Source organism: Flavobacterium sp. FlaQc-48, from assembly GCF_044007335.1.
Taxonomy (GTDB): domain Bacteria; phylum Bacteroidota; class Bacteroidia; order Flavobacteriales; family Flavobacteriaceae; genus Flavobacterium.
On record NZ_JBIPCR010000001.1, the window covers coordinates 513,136 to 531,379 of the forward strand.

An 18,244-nucleotide genomic window follows, 5' to 3' on the forward strand; every position below is an offset into this window, starting at 1 on the left:
TTTATCGATTTTATTCGTAACATTGATAAGCTTAAACAGAATGGTCTTTTTTTTGTGAGAATAGTAATGTTTTTGGTGGTTAAGCGTTGTAATGTGTAGGTTTTTTATTTGCTTTTAAGTTAAAATTATATAGTGATAAAATAAAATAATTAACAATTGTTTAAAAATTGTTGATTATAATAACCCTAAAACTACCTGTTTATGCTAAAAAAATTACTTGCTGCATTATGGTTTTCGTTATTACTACTGGCTATTTCTGCCTTGTTCTGGCAAAATGAATTTAAATACAGTTTGCCCACCCCAATTCCGCAAGATTATCACAGGATAGCCCTGGGAAGTAAAATTGACTTAAAATGCTGTATCACGGACAGCAGGCCTATATTTATTCATTTTTTTAATCCGGACTGTCCTTGTTCGCGATTTAATATCCCTCATGTCAGCGGACTGATTAAGAAATATGGTGACCGGATCAATTTTAAAATTGTAGTCCTTAACAAAGAAAAGAATTTTACAATAGAAGAGATTCAGGAAAAGTTTAAAGCCAAAATCCCGGTTTATTTTGATCAGGGTATTGCAAAAAGTTGCGGGGTTTTCTCAACACCTCAGGCGGTTCTTTTAGATCATTCTCAAAATTTATATTATCGCGGAAATTATAACAAAACAAGATATTGTACTAACGCCGACAGTAATTATGCGCAAATGGCAATTGATTCACTATTAAAACAAACCAAGACCCCTTCGTTTGATGCTTTAGCTCTGAGAGCTTATGGATGTTCGCTACCAAAATGCACTAAATAAATCTATTTCTTAACCTAATCTATTTAATTTATGAAAACAAAAGCCAGTTTGAATGAACAAGATTATCTGCACAGCTTTATGTCTACAATGACACAAAAATCAGATAGTATTATTAATTACGTTCTTGCCGTTTATTTTCTTCTCGGAATTGCCTTAGCTTTTAAGTACGACACTTTTGAAATTGGTGTTGGAGTAGGGACTTTGAATTTACTGCTGTATTATTCTGCAAAGTTCTTCTTTAAAAACTCTAATTTTTACCAGTATGTGCTTTCAGTTGTTTTGGCAATATTTATGGCACAGTATATTTATCAGATGCACGGATTATTTGAAATGCATTTTACGGTATTCATTGCGAGTACGATTTTAATTATTTACCAAAACTGGAAACTTCAGATTCCGCTTACCATATTGGTAGTTTTGCATCATGCTGCTTTAGCTTATATGCAAAACTTTATTTATACCGATCCAAAAGGACTGCAGTTGTATTTCTCACAGGTAAACTTTGATTTTGAAACGCTTATCATTCACGTTGTCCTGGCAGCAGTTGTTTTCTTTATGAATGGATATTGGGCGTATTATTTTAAAGAACACAGTGAGAACCATATTTCTAAAATTTCTGATGAATATGAATTGGAAAACATCAAACTGGCTTCTGCAAAATACAGTTCGATGAGCGCTACTAAAGATTACAATGATTTTATTCATCGAACGACTCTTGATTTAAAGCTGCCCGTAAATTCAGTTCTTAAGCTTATTGATGTTTCAAAAGGCCATACGGATAATGACAAGCTGCTAACATATCTGGAAATGATGAGAGAAAGCGCCAAGAAGATTGATGATTTAGTAAATGATATTCATGTTAAGTCGACTAATAGCAGAAGTCAAAGTTGATTGAAACAGACATTAGAATCAGAATAATACTTTACAGGACTTCACTTTATACGCAAAAGACAATTGTATAGTAATTTAAAATACAGAATTTATGGATAACAGAATTAATCGCCCGACTCCATCTGATAGAGAAGTTGATTGGAATAAAACTAAAGTATTATTAAGTAAAACAGACACAAAAGGAACTATTTTATACGCAAACGAAGCTTTTATTGATGTTTCAGGATATGACGAACATGAATTAATTGGCCAGCCCCATAATGTGGTGCGTCATCCTGATATGCCAAAAGTAATTTTTAAATTCTTGTGGGACAGTATTAAATCGAGTCAGAATATTCATGTTGTGATCAAAAATATGTCTAAAACCGGAAGGTATTACTGGGTCGTTACCGATTTTAAAATAATAGCCGATGGCGATGGTGAAATTGCCGGCTTTTTTGGTACCAGAAAATCAGTTCCCGAAGAAATTATAGTCAAATTTATTGAGCCTTTATATAAAAAACTCCTTCATATTGAAGAAGTAAGCGGTCTTGGCGCTTCTGAAGATTATTTAATAGGTTTTCTGGAAGAACGTAAAAAGACGTATATGGAATACATCGACCATCTGATCGCTACAGGAAAGGATGATAAAAATAAAATAAGCAAAGGGCTTTTTAGCGGTTTGTTCGAAAAGAAAACGCCGCCTAAAAAATAAAGTATTTTAAAACAATATGCTTCATTGTATAAACTTAAGATTCAAACTTAAAGATTGTCCCCCAACAACTCTAAATCACCTGAAAGAAAGTTAATGGATGTTTAGGCTGAATACAGTGAAGTATATTTTTTTAAGATTTTGAGTCACTAAGGTGTTAAGATTCTAAGTTTTTCCAAATTAAATTTGATAAACTTTCGATTTTACTCCGGATGATATAGCAATGCATGAAATCATAGTGACTTTGACCTTAAAAAACTCAACAACTCAGAATCTTAGTAACTCTAACTAATATAATTCCAGATATTTTTTCTTTTCGTCAATTCGATAAAAACAGCTTTCAAGACAGCATGTTCCGGTTTTTGCAGCGGTCCGTCTTCTTTTAGGATTTTCAGGGCATAATTTCGGGCTAAACCTAAAATATCCCTGTCACGTACAATGTCAGCGATTTGCAGATTTAAAACACCGCTTTGCTGGGTTCCCATTAAATCTCCGGGGCCCCGAAGTTTAAGATCGACTTCGGCAATTTCGAAACCATCATTGGTCTGAACCATAGTTTCCATTCTCGTTTTACTGTCTGAGCTTAATTTATGGCTCGTCATTAAAATACAATAACTTTGTTCGGCACCACGTCCCACACGGCCGCGCAATTGATGGAGCTGGGACAATCCAAAACGTTCTGCACTTTCAATAATCATCACACTGGCATTGGGTACGTTTACACCAACTTCAATTACAGTTGTCGCCACCATGATGTTGGTTTTGCCTTCAGAAAAACGTTTCATTTCAGCATCTTTATCAGCCGGTTTCATTTTTCCGTGCAAAATAGAAATCGAATATTGCGGTAACGGAAAATCACGCGAAATACTCTCGTAACCGTCCATTAAATCTTTGAAATCCATTTTTTCGGATTCCTGAATTAATGGATAAACAATGTAGATTTGCCTGCCAAGAGCAATTTCGTCTCTGAGGAATTTCCATACTTTTAAACGATTGCTGTCAAAACGATGGACCGTCTGAATGGGTTTTCTGCCCGGAGGCAGTTCATCGATTACAGAAATATCCAGGTCTCCGTAAAGGCTCATGGCTAACGTTCTTGGAATAGGAGTGGCGGTCATAACCAAAACATGTGGCGGAATTTCATTTTTTTTCCACAATTTAGACCTTTGTTCTACACCAAAACGATGTTGTTCGTCTATTACGGCCAAACCTAAATTTTGAAATTTTACTTTATCTTCCAATAAAGCATGTGTGCCAATGAGGATGTGTAAACTTCCGTTCTCCAGTTCTTCGTGGATAATCTTTCGGGCTGATGTTTTAGTGGAGCCTGTTAATATTTTTATGTTGATATTGAGTGTTTCAGCCAATTCTGATAAACCAATAAAATGCTGATTCGCGAGAATTTCTGTTGGTGCCATCAAACAAGCCTGAAATCCGTTATCAATAGCTAAAAGCATGCTTAAAAAAGCGACAATGGTTTTTCCGGAGCCTACATCTCCTTGCAGTAAACGGTTCATTTGGGCATTACTTCCCATATCTGAACGTATTTCTTTTACTACTCTTTTTTGAGCGTTAGTGAGCTGGAAAGGAAGGTGATTTTGGTAGAATTCATTAAAAAACTCACCAACTTTTGCAAAAGGATGTCCTTTTATCTTATGTTTCCGAATCAGGTTTTTGGTAATCAATTGCAATTGAATAAAGAACAATTCTTCAAATTTCAACCTAAATTGAGCTTTCGCCAATGCATCGGTACTTTTAGGAAAATGAATGTTGAATAAAGCAGCTCTTTTCGAAATCAGTTTTAATTCTTCAATGAGATAAGCAGGAAAAGTTTCTGTAAATAAAGCCTGAGTTTCAAGAAACAACTGTTCCATCATTTTATTAATGGTTCGGTTTGAAATCCCTCTGTTTGTAAGGGTTTCTGTCGAAGGATAAACAGGCTGCATGGCTGAGCGAAGACTTTTTTCATGTTCTTTTAATAACTCAATCTCCGGATGTGCCATACTAAACTGACTTCCGTAAACAGAACATTTTCCAAAAATTACACAAACTTCATTTAGCTTTAAGCTTTCCCGTACCCATTTATGTCCCTGAAACCAATTCAGATCAATTTGCCCCGTATCATCCACGAAAGTGGCAACCAAACGTTTTTTGTTTTTAGCAAATTCAACTGTTTTTATGTTGATTATTTTTCCAATAATCTGAACTTCTGCGCCTGTGTTTTGTAATTCGTTAATTTTATAATAACGCGTCCTGTCAATATATCTATTCGGAAAAAAATTAACTAAATCTCCATATTTATGGATTCCCAATTCCTTGCGAAGCAACTGGCCACGACTGGGACCAACGCCTTTTAGGTATTCTATCGGGGTTTCAAGAAGATTATTAGACATTAATTTATTTTAGATTGCTGATTTAAGAATAAAGAGTAAAGAAAAAAGATTTCGATTTATATTCTTTGCTTTATTTTCTATTAGCGAAGATAGATTTTAATTGGGAAATTTGAAAATAGATTCTTTTTAAGGTTGCTTAAAACTTTATTGAGTTTCTTTTTTAATATATTGAAATGTAATAAAAAACTTATATTTGTAGTTGTTTTCAAAATAGAAATAAAATGTTTTAAAAAAAAATAGCAAATAATGAAAAAACTTTATAAAATTGATAAAGGTGAATTATGGTATGCTGAATATTGGATTATTTCAGATTTAAAAAAAGTAGTAATACATACAGGAAAAGTGGGAACTAAGGGAACTACAGAAGAGTTAAATTTTTCTGATTTCTCTGAAGACGAAAAAAAACTGGATAACTTTTTTGAACAGCGATTTAGAAAGCAGGAATTTAAAGAATTCACAAACGATAATTTATATTGGTTAGTTGTACAATATAAAATGAAAAGTTTAAAAGGTAATACTCGTGATTACTGGTTAAAGGACAAGGTGATGGAGTATTTGAACGATGAACTTGGCTGGAAAGGCTTGGGACATGTTGATGGATTTGACATGGGAAAGACAATTGCAGATTCTAAGAAATTTGTCCTTAATATATTTTGTATTGTAGTGAATGAGGAAATAGCTATTAATGCTATTAAACGTTGTTTAAGAGAATATAGATTGGATTATACACAAATAAAAATTGCTTCAAGACAAAATTTACCTATTACAGAATATGAATTAAAATATTCGGCTAAAAAGAATGATCAGATTTTTAGTATCTAAAGTATTAAGTTAGTTTTCTAATTTATTCACACTGAATGCTATATTATTTTAATAATTAGAGATAATTATTACATTTGTTAAAAAAGTTATAAGCCTATATGATCATGAAAGAAGAAAAAAAACCTTTTGAAAACATAGTGTTTGCAGGTGTCACATTCCAGGTTATTAACCGACATGAAGCTCACGCTATTATTGGAAATCTGACCAATTTTAACAACGAAAAAATATACAATGTCTTTGAAGATACCTGGCGTTTTCCTGACTATGAAGAAAATCCGATATTCTTATTAGCAGAAGAAGACATCGAAATGGATGTATTTGAGATGGATTTTAGTACAGATGAGCATCCGGATATTTTTATACTGGGCTTTATCTTTACAGGAAATCTGAATGTTACTAAAATTATAAGTTCTTTTGACACAGATAATTCGCCTGCTTTAATTGTATTAGGACAAACTACAACGGTTAATATCACTTTGTTTGGAAATGTACATTATTTAGGCGGCGGTTTAAAATGTGATGCCCTTTTAGGAGAATACAATCATGGAGAACTTTTTGTAAAAGGTGATGTGACAGCCTGGTTAATTTACAGTGACGATATGCTGATGCATTTTGAACGCTTTACTAATGTGCAGGCCATAATTAATATAAGCAGGCCGGATGTGCTGATTTGCAGTAACCTTTCTGATACTGACGGATCTATTATAACAATAGAAAACTACTTTCCGTCAACTCATACATTATCTGATATTGTACAGGACTCTTTTATTGAATATTCAGATTACGGTACAGAAATTTTAGGTAATAATTACCACGAAGATGCCTTTAAAAAAGGGATGTCCATCATCGATTATAATAAAACGGAAAAGTATATGTATACTGATTTTCACAATCAGTTCATAAAAATGATTGAAGTTTTACATGAAAAGGAAGACTTTAAAACTGACGGTAGGCTTTACAAAGAAAATTCAAATACGAAATATTTATTTATTCCTTTTGATTATGAAGGCATGAAATACAGCCAGATTTCAGAAGAAATTGCAAACGGTTTCAATATTAGAATGCGTACTGTATGGTGTCATGATACCAAAGAAATTACACTGGTATTGGAATATCTTGATGAAGACGGAAATCCAAAGTACCAATGGGCTAATGATGAAACCGCACCGGGAATAGAATTTTATTGTGTAAAGCGCGCGGCAATTAAAGCTTTTGAAATACTTACGGCTGAATCTTCTGATGAAGATTCCAGTGATGATACAGAATATGAAACCTATGATGATAGTTTCTCATTAGAAGAATTTGCAGCTCAATTTGGCAGTTATGCATTACCGCAAGATTTAGTAAAACTCTACGAATTTGATCAGGAATACGGTTCAGAAACCTACTCAGAATGTTTTGGTTTAAGAATCATAGAAGATAAGACTGGGATAAAAACCTGGTCTGAAAAGGAAGAGTTCTACACCAGTTTTATTGAATTTGCAGGTGCAAACGGTTCCGGAAGTTCTTATGCGTACTGGCTTATTGACAAAGATTTAAATAATTGTCCTATAGTTGTTTTTGGAGACGAAGGCGGTATTCATGTTGTAGCAGAAAATACCCGAAAACTAATTCATTTACTCACTTTTGATACAGAAATTTCAGTTGATTTTGATGAGGCATATTTCTATAAAGATGAAGAGTATTACGAAGAAAATGAAAATAAGGAAGCGTTTGAGGAATGGGCTAAAAAAGAATTTGATCTGGACCCGATAGTATCCAACGAAGAGACGGAAGAAATCGTAAACGAGGCTAAAGAAAAATACAAAAAAAGACTAAATGATTTTTTGACAAAGTTTGACATTGAAACAGGGGAAGATGATGAATAGCTTTTATGCTGATAAAAGTATTAGAAAACAACCGTAAAGAATCTGAATTTTTATCTTTACACAAAATTTAAAAAATGACAACACATTTAGCACTTTTAAGAGGTATAAACGTTTCGGGCCACAATATGATGAAGATGGAAGCTTTGAAAGCAATGTTGGAAAATATAGGTTTTCAAAACGTTCGGACCTATCTGCAATCCGGTAATGTTTTCGTTGATACCGAAGAAGAAAGTGCTTCGAAAGTAGGCTTTATGATTAAACAGGAAATCTTTAAGGTTTTCGGGCATGAAGTTCCTACGATTGTAATTACCAGGGAAGATCTGGAATTGTGCTTTAAAAACAGTCCTTTTTTAAAAGAAAAAGAGGTTGACACTAAAAAACTTTATGTAGCATTTGTTTCTACTGCTTTGAAAAGTGAAAATATAAATGATCTGAAAATTAGCCAGTTTAAACCCGATGAAGCAAGTATCGACGGAAACAGGATTTTTATAAAATATGCTGTTGGAGCAGGAAAAACAAGATTTGATCAAAAATATATTGAGAAAAAACTAAGTGTAACGGCTACTATTAGAAACTGGAATACGGTGACCAATTTACTAAGTATGTATGTTTAAATGAGATAATTTGAAAATATGAAAATGAAAAGAGGGAGAGTTTACTAGTATTTATTCAAAGTAATTATCCAATTGCCCTATTAATCTCTCACCCATTTCAGCATTGTGGGAAAGGCCGGTTTTCCTTCCTTTGCAGCACGGTTTTCACTTAAGCAAAGCCCCATCCATTCTAAAAGCGGTAAGCCAATATAAGTTTGATTGCTAAAATTTGAAATATACCAATCAGATGCATTTCTGTAGCCGTTAGGATGAAAGACAAAATCAAGCGGTAATTTTAAATGATTCATTGCAGCAAAAGACCATAAAATTGCGGCTATTTCTTCACCCTGAGTGGGCCAGTTAGCTGATATTTTACTTGTGCCGACTAATTTTCTTTCGGAAGAAGCGGTAACAGCTAAATGTCCGGCTTCGTGCAATATATCGCCGGGATATAATAATTTATCATAATCGATATAAATGCAATCGGGACCTAAACTTAATCCAGGCAAAAAAGTAGCGTCTAATTCTCTTTCGAGTACTTCTATTCCAATTTCAGTAAGAAAAGGTAAAACTTTCTGCATTTCTAAACTTTCTTTTAAAGCCATACGAACTTATTTTTTTATAAAATTAATATTTTAAATGAAATTTTAACTTATTTGTAATCAGTTATTATGGCTTTTTTTAAAAAGATAGTATCAGCATTATGAAGAGCACCTTTTCTGTTTCCGCCACCAAAAGGATTAAATAACGCTATAGATTTCTTTTCATAACCTTCTTTAGAAATGAGTTCATTTACCATTAAAGGAGGTGCTTCATAACCAACGAAAGTAAATTGAGAATAACGTAACTCTTTTAGTTCAAAATAACCTTTTGCATCAGTGAGATTTTCTCCAACTTTACAATTTTCAATAGGCATTCTGGTTATAGAATCATAAATATAACCAACAATTTGAGGCCTTTTACAGCGGCTAACCAGGCAACTTTGAAAAGTAAAGGCAATAGCGATTACGAAAACAATTGTACAGTACTTTTTAGAATAAGATATTTTCATTTTATTAAATTAAATCACAATACCAAAATCCAAAATCAAAAGCATCACCTGCATTTGTGTCACAAGCCGTATTGGTTGAATTTTCGGCTTTTGGTTTTTCGTATTTTCGATAAACAATTTCTCCAATTTCAAATTGTATGGGTTTTGAAAAAACAGGCCCGTCAAATGTAAAAGTATGAAATTCGCCATTTTCTCCACAAACATCTACATTCTCAGGCAAATCGTTGATAAAATCCTGATCGATAATTCGGCCAACAAAACTTTTATCTAAATAACGTTCGTTTACGCAAACCACAATGGTTTTAAAACCAAGAGCTATAAATTCCTGAATTAAATCCTGTGTTGGGATTTTCCAAAGTGGAAAAACAGCTTCAAAGCCTATTTTGTCTAATTGGGCTTCTCTGTATTTACGGAGATCTTCCAGGAAAATATCGCCAAAAACAGCCTGTGTAATTCCTTCGTTTTTTAATTCAGTTAAGGTTTCAGTCATCACGTCTTCATAAACTTCCATCGTTGGCATTTCCGGAATCTGCATTATTTTTAAAGGAAGACCAATGCTTTTTGCCTGCGCTTCCAGTAAGGCCACACGAACGCCATGCATAGAGATACGCTGAAATTGCTGATTGACACTAGTGAGTAAATATTCGATTTTAAAATCAGGATTCTGTAATGTTTTATACAAAGCCAGAGCAGAATCTTTTCCGCTGCTCCAGTTAAATAAGGCTTTTTTGGGTATTGACACGTCGTTATAATTTTCTATGGTAAACATACAAATTTCATTCGATTTGTTAGTGAAACCTTTGTAACTTTGGATTTTTGCCTTCAAATTTATTTCAATGAAATACATCTTTCTATTTATTACCAGTTTCGTTTTTGCGCAACAAACCCAATTTGTCGATTTTAAAGCAGTTAACGGACAATTGAAATTCAATTCAATTGAAAAATCGGTTTCCGGAATTGTAGAGTATCAATTCGAGGTTCTAAAACCTGTGGACACCATTAAAATTGACGCGAAGAACATGGAATTTTCTAAAGTTCAGCTTAATAACAAAGAAACTGCTTTTACAAATACCGGTAAGGAATTACAAATTATAGGAAATTTTCAAAAAGGAGAAAACCATCTGACATTTGAATACTCCGCTAAACCTAAACAAGCCTTGTATTTTGTAAATATTGATAATTCCGAAATACAAATCTGGACGCAGGGACAAGGCAGGTATACCAGTAATTGGTTTCCGAGTTTTGATGACGTCAACGAAAAAGTAATTTTTAGTTTAGGAATAACTTATGACAAAGAGTATCAGGTTGTTTCAAATGGTATTTTAGAAAATAAAACTGAAAATGAGAATCAGTTTCATTGGCAATACAAAATGGAAAACCCAATGAGCTCGTATTTATTAATGCTTGCCATTGGAAAATACAATAAAAAAGAGTTGAAAGCAAAATCTAAAATTCCACTCGAATATTACCTTGAGAATAAAGACTCAAACCGTTTTGAACCAACATATCGTTATTCAAAGCGTATTTTTGATTTTTTAGAAAAGGAAATAGGTGTTAAATATCCGTGGAAAATTTATAGAGAAATTCCGGTTAGGGATTTTCTTTATGCAGGAATGGAAAACACCACCACAACACTTTTTGCAACACGTTATGTTGTAGATTCAATAGGTTTTGAAGATCGAAATTACACTAATGTTGATGCTCATGAATTGGCCCATCATTGGTTTGGAGATTTAATTACGGCCGAAAGCAGTACACATCACTGGCTTCAGGAAGGATTTGCCACCTATTATGCAGCATTGGCAGAAAGAGAGATTTACGGAGATGATTATTTTTATGCGAAACTTTACGAAACAGCACAACAAATAAAATTTGCATCCCGAACGGATTCAATTCCGGTTCTGAATGTCAAAGCCAGTTCATTAACTTTTTATGAAAAAGGTGCTTGGGCTTTGTTTGTCCTGCATGAATCTATTGGTGATAAAGCCTTCAAAAAAGCGATAAAAAATTACCTCAGGAAATACGCTTATCAAACCGTAAACACACAAAATTTCTTCGATGAAATAAAAAAAGTATCTGACTTTGATTTGGTTCAATTTCAGAAAACATGGCTGGAATCAACCGCTTTTGATACGCCAACAGCGAATGCCTTATTGAGCAAAAACAAAGCAATTCAGCTGCGTTTAGAAGTAGATAAACTAAAGAAAACTCCACTGGCAGAAAAAGAAGAGTTCCTTAAAAAGACTTTAGAATCGAATGTTTACGAAACAGTAAAAGAAGCTATTGTAAATCAGTTAGAGGCTGAAAAGTTCGATGCCAAAAAAACACTTTTACAAACGGCTTTAAAAACAAACAACCTACAAGTTCGACAAGCGGTTGCAAGTTCATTATCGAAAGTTCCCGAAGATTTCAGGGCAGAGTATGAAACTTTGTTAGACGATCAGTCCTATCAGACACAAGAAATTGCTTTGTATTATTTATGGAAAAATTTCCCGGATCATCGTACAGCATATTTAAACAAAACTCAAAACCGAATTGGTTTTAATGATTATAATCTTCGTACTCTGTGGTTATCACTGGCGTTGTCAACCCCAAATTATACAGATAACCCCGAAGTTTTAGCTTCTGAGTTAATTGCTTTTTCTTCATCTAAATACGAAGCAACAACAAGACAAAATGCACTTGAGAAATTACTTTCTTTTAAAATTATAAACGATCAGGTTTTAACGAATTTAGTAAGCGCTACAACGCATCATATGTGGCAATTTTCTAAATTTGGCCGGGATTCTATTCGGTTTTTATTAAAAAATTCTGAATTGCGTGCTTCGTTTGAAAGAATTTTGCCTAATTTGACCTCCGAAGAACAATTTCAATTGAACCGTTTGCTGAAAGAGTAGAGAATAGAATATAGAGAATAGAATATAGAGAATAGAATATAGAGAATAGATTAAAGAAGCAAGATTAGAGAAGCAAGATTAAAGGATAAAGAATAAAGACTAAAGAATAAAGAGGGGAGAATAAAGAGGGGAGAATAAGATTTTAAAACAAATGGAAAAGTATTTATTCTATATTCTATCCTCTTTAATCTATTTCTGAAAAACAAAACCTACAATAATATTTATGAGAGCATTGGTTATTTCTGGTGGAGGAAGTAAAGGCGCGTTTGCCGGTGGTGTAGCGCAATATTTAATAGAAGAGAAAAATCACGAATATGATTTGTTTATAGGAACTTCTACAGGCAGCTTACTTATTCCGCATTTAGCGCTAGGTCATATTAAACAAATTCACTCCATTTATACTAATGTTACCATGGCTAATATTTTCAATATTTGCCCCTTTGTGATTAAAACCAAAGGAGGAGTAGATATTGTTACCATAAATCATTTCAATGTTTTACGTCAGTTTTTTAAAGGGAAAAGAACCTTTGGAGAAAGTAAAGGACTTAAAAAATACATCAGGAACAACTTTTCTTTATCAGATTTTAACAAACTAAAGAAACAGAAAAACGATGTTGTTATTACGGTAACCAATTTTACTAAGAATGAATCTGAGTATAAATCGATAAAAGATTGCACTTACGAAGAGTTTTGCGATTGGTCATGGATCTCCAGTAATTATGTTCCGTTTATGAGTTTGGTGGAGAAAGATAACTTCGAATACGGTGACGGAGGATTTTCAAGTCTGGTTCCGATTCGGGAAGCGATTAACCGCGGTGCCACCGAAATTGATGTTATTATATTGGAAACCGAAGTCAATATGGATAAAATGGTTATTGGTAAAAATCCGTTTTCACTGATGATTGATTTGTTTAGAATCGCATTAGACCAGGTCGAAAAACACGATATTGCTATAGGAAAACTGATGGCAAACAATAAAAATGTGAAACTTAACTTATATTATACCCCAACTAAACTAACAGATAATGCCCTTATTTTTAATAAGGAAGTTATGAAAGAATGGTGGGAACAGGGTTATGAATATGCTCAGAATAAATCTGAGGTTATGAGTGATAACAAATAATATATAATTATATAAAAAAATCAGATTTAATAAAAATGAGTGAATTCAGATATAGTATTTGTGAACCAATAACACCAAAAATCATTGAAAAAGGAAAAATTGATTCGTCAGAGATAATAGATATATTTCAAAATTTTCCGTGGAAATCACATTTGCAGGAGATGGAGAATGCAAAGAATATATAGTACTCGCCTTCGCTTGAGTTTGAAAAGTTTCCTGGAACGAAAATTTCAATAAGAAGATTTATTTTTTAAAATGGGAGTTTTTATAAAACCTGTAAGCTTGTAGTTTAATTTGGAATATAAATTTTAGATAATAAATCTTTTGTATGAGTAAAATAATTATTAAGTGGATATTTGTAATATTCCTTTTTATATTTATTGGTTGTCAAGAGAACAAGAACGACTATAAATTACCGAAACCTCATGAAACCAGTTCAATAATTAAAGCGGTAATTTTTGATGATAGTTTAGGGGTGTATAAAGATTTTAATCAAAAATCTAAACTTTCTTTTTCTGAAGATTTACAAAAACTAGAGATAGTTTCCTGGGATGTAAAAAAAAGTAAATTTCCGCCAAAAGTATCATCGAATTCTAAATTGATTCAGGATTTTATTGGATTCCCGGATGTACCGAGAAAGTTTTTTTTCTTCTCTAAATTAGATTCTTCTTATTTACAGTTTCAAAATAAAAATTTTAAAAATTTTAAGTTAGAAAAAAAGAGTTTTGGTAAACTGAATCTGCAATCACTAATTCAGCTGAAAAAAGATTTCAAGACAAAAGAATACTTTAGTTTTTTTTATTGCACAATTCCTATTGTTTCACTAGATGGAAAAAGAGCTTTCGTGCAATTCACTCTGGTTTGTTCTGGTTTGTGCGGTGAAGGCTGGGAAATATTCTTAGAAAAAGTAAATAGAAAGTGGAAGATTGTAAAAATCCACCGTGATTGGGTCAGTTAGTGAATTAGATTAATTTTGAAAGATTGAATAAAAAGATATTCAATCTTTCAAAAAAATATTATCTACCACAATTCGCTCACTTCGTTTTTAATGTACGCTAAAGCAGCATTGCTTGGAGATTGTTTTTCTAATAAATCATTCAAAATCTTCTCACGTAATTTATCAGCGCTGTCTACGCGATCGCCCATAGCAGTTTTACGAATGATTTGTATCGTTGAGTTTTTTGCTGTCGTAATGATTGTCCAGCATTCGTCGGACATATAAATTTGTTGCGTTAAATTATGTTCAAATTCATGCTCAATCTGGTCGATTAGAAAGTTTTCGTAATCGTGTTTTTCGTTTGAAATTGGCGCAATTCTAATCAGGAGTTTTGTCAAATTAATACGCTCCAAAAATAAGGTCATACGCTCGTAAGCCTGTAAACGTATTGGCAGAGATTCTTTATGCGCTTCTCTGTTCAATAAAAAATTACGTTTTTTGTCGTTGTTTTTAATGTGTAATTCAAAAAAACTGTAAGCTACAAATCCTGTAACGATGGCTGGTAAAGTATAACTGGCTAATTCTATAATTCTGTTAAAATCCATTTGGTTTAAATTTTCAACAAAAATATACTTTTTGAGGAGAAATCCACTTTTAATTTATTGTAATAAACAAAATGGAAGGCTACTTTTGTGCATCTCTTTCTAAACCAACTGAAACACAATATTAATGGATTCTTATGTCATAATTTTACTTTGTTTAGCGGCATTCGCAGCCGGATTTATTGATGCCATTGTTGGCGGCGGCGGATTGATTCAAACTCCAATGGGGTTGATTTTATTGCCAAATCTACCTGTTTCGACGGTTGTTGGAACTTTAAAACTACCCGCTTTTACCGGAACCGCTTTTGCAGCTTTTCAATACCTGAAAAAAGTAGTTGTTCAATGGCGATTATTGTTGATTATGATGTGCTTAGCAGTTCCTTCGGCATTTTTAGGTTCTACTTTACTTACGATGGTCAGCAATGATTTTATGAAACCGCTTTTATTGGTTGTTTTGTCTTTATTGTTTATTTACACATATGCCAAGAAAAACTTTGGACAGCATGTCGCTAAAGATCATTCTGCTGCAACTCAAATAATTTATGCTGTTGTTATTAGCATAATTGTGGGTTTTTACGATGGATTTATTGGTCCCGGAACCGGAAGTTTTTTTGTGGTTGCTTTTATCGCACTTTTAGGCTTTGACTTTTTGCACGCTTCTGCAAATGCTAAAATGGTCAATCTGGCAACTAATTTTGGTTCGATTTGTTTGTTTATGATCAAAGGCAAAATCATCTGGTCAATTGCAATTCCGATGGCAGTCAGTAATGGACTTGGCGGATGGATTGGCGCAAAACTGGCAATCAACAAAGGAAATGGTTTTATTAGAATTTTCTTTTTGATTGTGGTGGCAGGAACGTTGATTCGATTTGCTTATGATGTATTTTATAAATAATTTCAAAAGCCAATTGTTGTAATCTAGCCCCGATAGAGGCGATATCCTCGCAGTGAAACGGAGAGATAAAGCCGAAAGCGGGAACTATATTTCTAAAAAGCACTGATTCTTCTGCTTCAAAAAAAACTTAGCAACTCAGAAGTTTAGCACCTTAGGAACTTTATTTTATAATTCTTATTTTTGCATTAATTATGGAGAAAAATTTCATGCAAAAATACATTGACCAGCTCAATGAAGCACAGAGGCAGCCTGTTTTAAAGAAAGACGGGCCAATGATTATCATTGCCGGTGCAGGTTCAGGAAAAACCCGTGTTTTAACTATTAGAATTGCTTATTTGATGGCTCAGGGTATTGATGCGTTCAATATTTTGTCGCTTACTTTTACCAATAAAGCAGCCCGTGAAATGAAGCACAGGATTTCAGATATTGTGGGTGCATCCGAAGCAAAAAACCTTTGGATGGGAACTTTTCACTCGATTTTTGCGCGTATCCTTCGTGCAGAATCAGATCATTTGGGATATCCGTCTAATTTTACGATTTACGATTCTCAGGATTCGGCGAGACTAATTTCTTCTATTATAAAAGAAATGCAGCTGGATCGTGATATTTATAAACCAAAGCAAATTTTAGGACGTATTTCAAACTATAAAAACAGTTTGATTACGGTAAAAGCCTATTTTAATAATCCGGAATTGGTTGAAGCTGATGCCATGGCAAAAAGACCAAGATTAGGCGAAATTTATCAGCAATATGTAGAGCGCTGTTTTAAGGCTGGTGCTATGGATTTTGACGATTTGTTATTGAAAACCAATGAGTTACTGACCCGTTTTCCAGAAGTTTTAGCGAAGTATCAAAACCGTTTTCGTTATATTTTAGTGGATGAGTACCAGGATACAAACCATTCTCAATATTTGATCGTGAGGGCTTTGTCCGATAAGTTTCAGAATATTTGTGTGGTAGGAGATGATGCACAGAGTATTTACGCTTTCCGTGGTGCGAATATTAATAATATCTTGAATTTCCAGAAAGATTATGAAGGCGTAATAATGTTTCGTCTAGAGCAAAATTACCGTTCCACGAGAAATATTGTGGAAGCGGCAAATACTGTAATGGAGCATAATAAGACCAAACTGGATAAAGTAGTTTGGACAGCAAATGATTTTGGACAAAAGATAAAAGTGCATCGTAGTTTGACCGATGCCGAAGAAGGTCGTTTTGTAGCGAGTACTATTTTTGAACAAAAAATGCAGAATCAGCTTCATAACGGTTCTTTTGCCATTTTGTATCGTACCAATGCACAATCACGTGCGATGGAGGATGCTTTGAGAAAACGTGATATCCCGTATCGAATTTATGGCGGATTATCGTTCTACCAACGTAAGGAAATTAAAGACGTATTGTGTTATTTGCGTTTGGTCATTAATCCAAAAGATGAAGAAGCGCTAATCCGTGTAATTAATTATCCGGCCCGTGGAATTGGAGATACTACTGTTGAAAAACTGACAATTGCTGCCAATCACTACAAGCGTTCGATTTGGGAAGTGATGGTGAATATTGATAAAATTGACCTGAAATTAAACTCAGGAACAAAGAATAAAATCAATGATTTTGTAACGATGATCCAGAGTTTTCAGGTTATTGATCAAAATCAGGATGCTTTTTATATTACCGATTATGTAGCTAAAAAAACCGGATTGGTTCAGGAACTTAAAAAAGATGCCACGCCGGAAGGAATGGCCAAGATCCAGAATATTGAAGAGCTTTTAAACGGTCTGAAAGATTTTATTGAAGGACAAAAAGAGATTGATGGTGCGAGGGGAGCTTTGTCTGAATTTATGGAAGATGTGGCACTTGCAACTGATTTGGATAAAGACACTTCTGATGAAGACCGTGTGGCACTAATGACCATTCACCTGGCTAAAGGACTGGAATTCCCTCATGTTTTTGTCGTGGGAATGGAAGAAGATTTGTTTCCGAGTGCTATGAGTATGAGTACCAGAAGCGAATTAGAAGAAGAACGTCGTTTATTTTACGTAGCTTTAACTCGCGCAGAGCATCAGGCTTATTTGACTTATGCACAATCCCGTTACCGCTGGGGTAAATTGACAGACAGTGAACCATCACGTTTTATTGAAGAAATCGACGGGCAATATTTGGAGTATTTGACTCCGGCAGAAACAAATTACCGTTACAAATCGCCTATTGACGGGGATATTTTTGGAGATATTGATAAATCTAAGTTAAGACTGGCAAAACCAATCGGGTCAACACCACCAAAACATGTTACGGACAATCAGCCAAAACCTGATTTGAATATTCGAAAATTAAAACCTGTTGCAGGAACGAATCCAAATACTGCTGCTGCGCCAAATTTATTTGATAATAAATTAACGATTGGAAATGTCGTTATGCACGAACGTTTTGGTAAAGGTGAAGTTGTAAACTTAGAAGGTGTTGGTGCTGATAAAAAAGCCGAAATAAAATTTGAGGTTGGAGGTATCAAGAAATTGTTGCTAAGATTTGCTAAATTAGATGTAGTAGGTTAGGAAAGAATATAGAAAAAAGAATATAGAAAATAGATTTTAAAAGTCAATTTTTTATCACAAGATTCGATTTTCGACCTTCATAATTTTATTATTTTTCAAGAGAATAAGTTTTTTTAAATTTAAGATTAAATCTATTT

Annotated in this window: 16 protein-coding genes; 11 read left to right on the forward strand and 5 right to left on the reverse strand. The window is 33.6% G+C overall.

The features are described 5' to 3' along the window. Window positions 1–201 precede the first annotated feature (201 nt). From ACHRWY_RS02140 to ACHRWY_RS02150, 3 genes are all read left to right on the forward strand, one after another. Window positions 202–798 (forward strand): AhpC/TSA family protein, encoded by a 597-nt coding sequence (locus ACHRWY_RS02140; RefSeq protein WP_395352065.1) that lies wholly within the window; start codon window positions 202–204, stop codon window positions 796–798. Window positions 799–828: 30 nt separating this feature from the next. Continuing rightward, window positions 829–1,689 carry a hypothetical protein gene (locus ACHRWY_RS02145; RefSeq protein ID WP_395352067.1) on the forward strand — a complete coding sequence of 287 codons (861 nt, stop codon included), beginning with the start codon at window positions 829–831 and terminating at the stop codon, window positions 1,687–1,689. Window positions 1,690–1,780: 91 nt separating this feature from the next. Then, on the forward strand, window positions 1,781–2,383 hold the full coding sequence (locus ACHRWY_RS02150) for a PAS domain-containing protein (RefSeq protein ID WP_395352068.1): 603 nt from the start codon (window positions 1,781–1,783) through the stop codon (window positions 2,381–2,383). Window positions 2,384–2,664: 281 nt separating this feature from the next. On the opposite strand, the gene recG is transcribed toward ACHRWY_RS02150, so the two are convergent. Continuing rightward, on the reverse strand, window positions 2,665–4,773 hold the full coding sequence (gene recG, locus ACHRWY_RS02155; protein ID WP_395352069.1) for an ATP-dependent DNA helicase RecG: 2,109 nt from the start codon (window positions 4,771–4,773) through the stop codon (window positions 2,665–2,667). A 246-nt stretch (window positions 4,774–5,019) separates the two neighbouring features. Between recG and ACHRWY_RS02160 the strand changes: the two genes are divergently transcribed. The 3 genes from ACHRWY_RS02160 to ACHRWY_RS02170 all read left to right on the forward strand — a co-directional run bounded on the left by ACHRWY_RS02160 (window position 5,020) and on the right by ACHRWY_RS02170 (window position 8,077). Then, complete coding sequence (locus ACHRWY_RS02160) at window positions 5,020–5,595, forward strand: hypothetical protein (protein WP_395352071.1); 576 nt, start codon at window positions 5,020–5,022, stop codon at window positions 5,593–5,595. Between the two features lie 104 nt (window positions 5,596–5,699). Then, window positions 5,700–7,463, forward strand: a complete 1,764-nt coding sequence (locus ACHRWY_RS02165) for a hypothetical protein (protein ID WP_395352073.1) — start codon at window positions 5,700–5,702, stop codon at window positions 7,461–7,463. Between the two features lie 74 nt (window positions 7,464–7,537). Next, window positions 7,538–8,077 carry a DUF1697 domain-containing protein gene (locus tag ACHRWY_RS02170; protein WP_395352075.1) on the forward strand — a complete coding sequence of 180 codons (540 nt, stop codon included), beginning with the start codon at window positions 7,538–7,540 and terminating at the stop codon, window positions 8,075–8,077. A gap of 80 nt (window positions 8,078–8,157) precedes the next feature. Here the strand turns inward: ACHRWY_RS02170 and ACHRWY_RS02175 are convergent, their stop codons facing one another. The 3 genes from ACHRWY_RS02175 to ACHRWY_RS02185 are packed head-to-tail and all read right to left on the reverse strand — an operon-like array spanning window position 8,158 to window position 9,876. After that, window positions 8,158–8,661 (reverse strand): hypothetical protein, encoded by a 504-nt coding sequence (locus tag ACHRWY_RS02175; protein ID WP_395352077.1) that lies wholly within the window; start codon window positions 8,659–8,661, stop codon window positions 8,158–8,160. 47 nt (window positions 8,662–8,708) lie between these two features. Continuing rightward, window positions 8,709–9,107: a hypothetical protein gene (locus ACHRWY_RS02180; protein ID WP_395352079.1), complete on the reverse strand. Its 399-nt coding sequence runs from the start codon at window positions 9,105–9,107 to the stop codon at window positions 8,709–8,711. A 4-nt stretch (window positions 9,108–9,111) separates the two neighbouring features. Beyond that, window positions 9,112–9,876 carry a diphthine--ammonia ligase gene (locus tag ACHRWY_RS02185; protein ID WP_395352081.1) on the reverse strand — a complete coding sequence of 255 codons (765 nt, stop codon included), beginning with the start codon at window positions 9,874–9,876 and terminating at the stop codon, window positions 9,112–9,114. Window positions 9,877–9,943: 67 nt separating this feature from the next. On the opposite strand from ACHRWY_RS02185, the gene ACHRWY_RS02190 reads away from it, so the two are divergent. From ACHRWY_RS02190 to ACHRWY_RS02200, 3 genes are all read left to right on the forward strand, one after another. Next, window positions 9,944–12,004, forward strand: a complete 2,061-nt coding sequence (locus ACHRWY_RS02190) for a M1 family metallopeptidase (protein ID WP_395352083.1) — start codon at window positions 9,944–9,946, stop codon at window positions 12,002–12,004. 223 nt (window positions 12,005–12,227) lie between these two features. Continuing rightward, window positions 12,228–13,127, forward strand: a complete 900-nt coding sequence (locus tag ACHRWY_RS02195; RefSeq protein ID WP_395352085.1) for a patatin family protein — start codon at window positions 12,228–12,230, stop codon at window positions 13,125–13,127. 328 nt (window positions 13,128–13,455) lie between these two features. Further along, the gene (locus ACHRWY_RS02200) at window positions 13,456–14,085 is read left to right on the forward strand and encodes a hypothetical protein (protein WP_395352087.1); all 630 of its coding nucleotides are present in this window, start codon (window positions 13,456–13,458) and stop codon (window positions 14,083–14,085) included. A gap of 62 nt (window positions 14,086–14,147) precedes the next feature. On the opposite strand, the gene ACHRWY_RS02205 is transcribed toward ACHRWY_RS02200, so the two are convergent. Continuing rightward, window positions 14,148–14,669, reverse strand: a complete 522-nt coding sequence (locus tag ACHRWY_RS02205; RefSeq protein WP_395352088.1) for a hypothetical protein — start codon at window positions 14,667–14,669, stop codon at window positions 14,148–14,150. Between the two features lie 124 nt (window positions 14,670–14,793). On the opposite strand from ACHRWY_RS02205, the gene ACHRWY_RS02210 reads away from it, so the two are divergent. Both ACHRWY_RS02210 and ACHRWY_RS02215 read left to right on the forward strand, forming a co-directional pair. Further along, the gene (locus tag ACHRWY_RS02210; protein ID WP_395352090.1) at window positions 14,794–15,561 is read left to right on the forward strand and encodes a sulfite exporter TauE/SafE family protein; all 768 of its coding nucleotides are present in this window, start codon (window positions 14,794–14,796) and stop codon (window positions 15,559–15,561) included. A 206-nt stretch (window positions 15,562–15,767) separates the two neighbouring features. After that, the gene (locus tag ACHRWY_RS02215; protein ID WP_395352091.1) at window positions 15,768–18,107 is read left to right on the forward strand and encodes an ATP-dependent helicase; all 2,340 of its coding nucleotides are present in this window, start codon (window positions 15,768–15,770) and stop codon (window positions 18,105–18,107) included. Window positions 18,108–18,244: the final 137 nt, after the last annotated feature.

Bases quoted from the DNA above. Each gene is read 5' to 3' on its own strand.
- ACHRWY_RS02175 (WP_395352077.1), bottom strand. From the start codon at position 8,661: ATGGCTTTAAAAGAAAGTTTAGAAATGCAGAAAGTTTTACCTTTTCTT.
- ACHRWY_RS02215 (WP_395352091.1), top strand. From the start codon at position 15,768: ATGCAAAAATACATTGACCAGCTCAATGAAGCACAGAGGCAGCCTGTT.
- ACHRWY_RS02145 (WP_395352067.1), top strand. From the start codon at position 829: ATGAAAACAAAAGCCAGTTTGAATGAACAAGATTATCTGCACAGCTTT.
- ACHRWY_RS02165 (WP_395352073.1), top strand. From the start codon at position 5,700: ATGAAAGAAGAAAAAAAACCTTTTGAAAACATAGTGTTTGCAGGTGTC.
- ACHRWY_RS02205 (WP_395352088.1), bottom strand. From the start codon at position 14,669: ATGGATTTTAACAGAATTATAGAATTAGCCAGTTATACTTTACCAGCC.
- ACHRWY_RS02170 (WP_395352075.1), top strand. From the start codon at position 7,538: ATGACAACACATTTAGCACTTTTAAGAGGTATAAACGTTTCGGGCCAC.
- ACHRWY_RS02180 (WP_395352079.1), bottom strand. From the start codon at position 9,107: ATGAAAATATCTTATTCTAAAAAGTACTGTACAATTGTTTTCGTAATC.
- ACHRWY_RS02140 (WP_395352065.1), top strand. From the start codon at position 202: ATGCTAAAAAAATTACTTGCTGCATTATGGTTTTCGTTATTACTACTG.
- ACHRWY_RS02195 (WP_395352085.1), top strand. From the start codon at position 12,228: ATGAGAGCATTGGTTATTTCTGGTGGAGGAAGTAAAGGCGCGTTTGCC.
- ACHRWY_RS02160 (WP_395352071.1), top strand. From the start codon at position 5,020: ATGAAAAAACTTTATAAAATTGATAAAGGTGAATTATGGTATGCTGAA.
- recG (WP_395352069.1), bottom strand. From the start codon at position 4,773: ATGTCTAATAATCTTCTTGAAACCCCGATAGAATACCTAAAAGGCGTT.
- ACHRWY_RS02200 (WP_395352087.1), top strand. From the start codon at position 13,456: ATGAGTAAAATAATTATTAAGTGGATATTTGTAATATTCCTTTTTATA.
- ACHRWY_RS02210 (WP_395352090.1), top strand. From the start codon at position 14,794: ATGGATTCTTATGTCATAATTTTACTTTGTTTAGCGGCATTCGCAGCC.
- ACHRWY_RS02190 (WP_395352083.1), top strand. From the start codon at position 9,944: ATGAAATACATCTTTCTATTTATTACCAGTTTCGTTTTTGCGCAACAA.
- ACHRWY_RS02185 (WP_395352081.1), bottom strand. From the start codon at position 9,876: ATGTTTACCATAGAAAATTATAACGACGTGTCAATACCCAAAAAAGCC.
- ACHRWY_RS02150 (WP_395352068.1), top strand. From the start codon at position 1,781: ATGGATAACAGAATTAATCGCCCGACTCCATCTGATAGAGAAGTTGAT.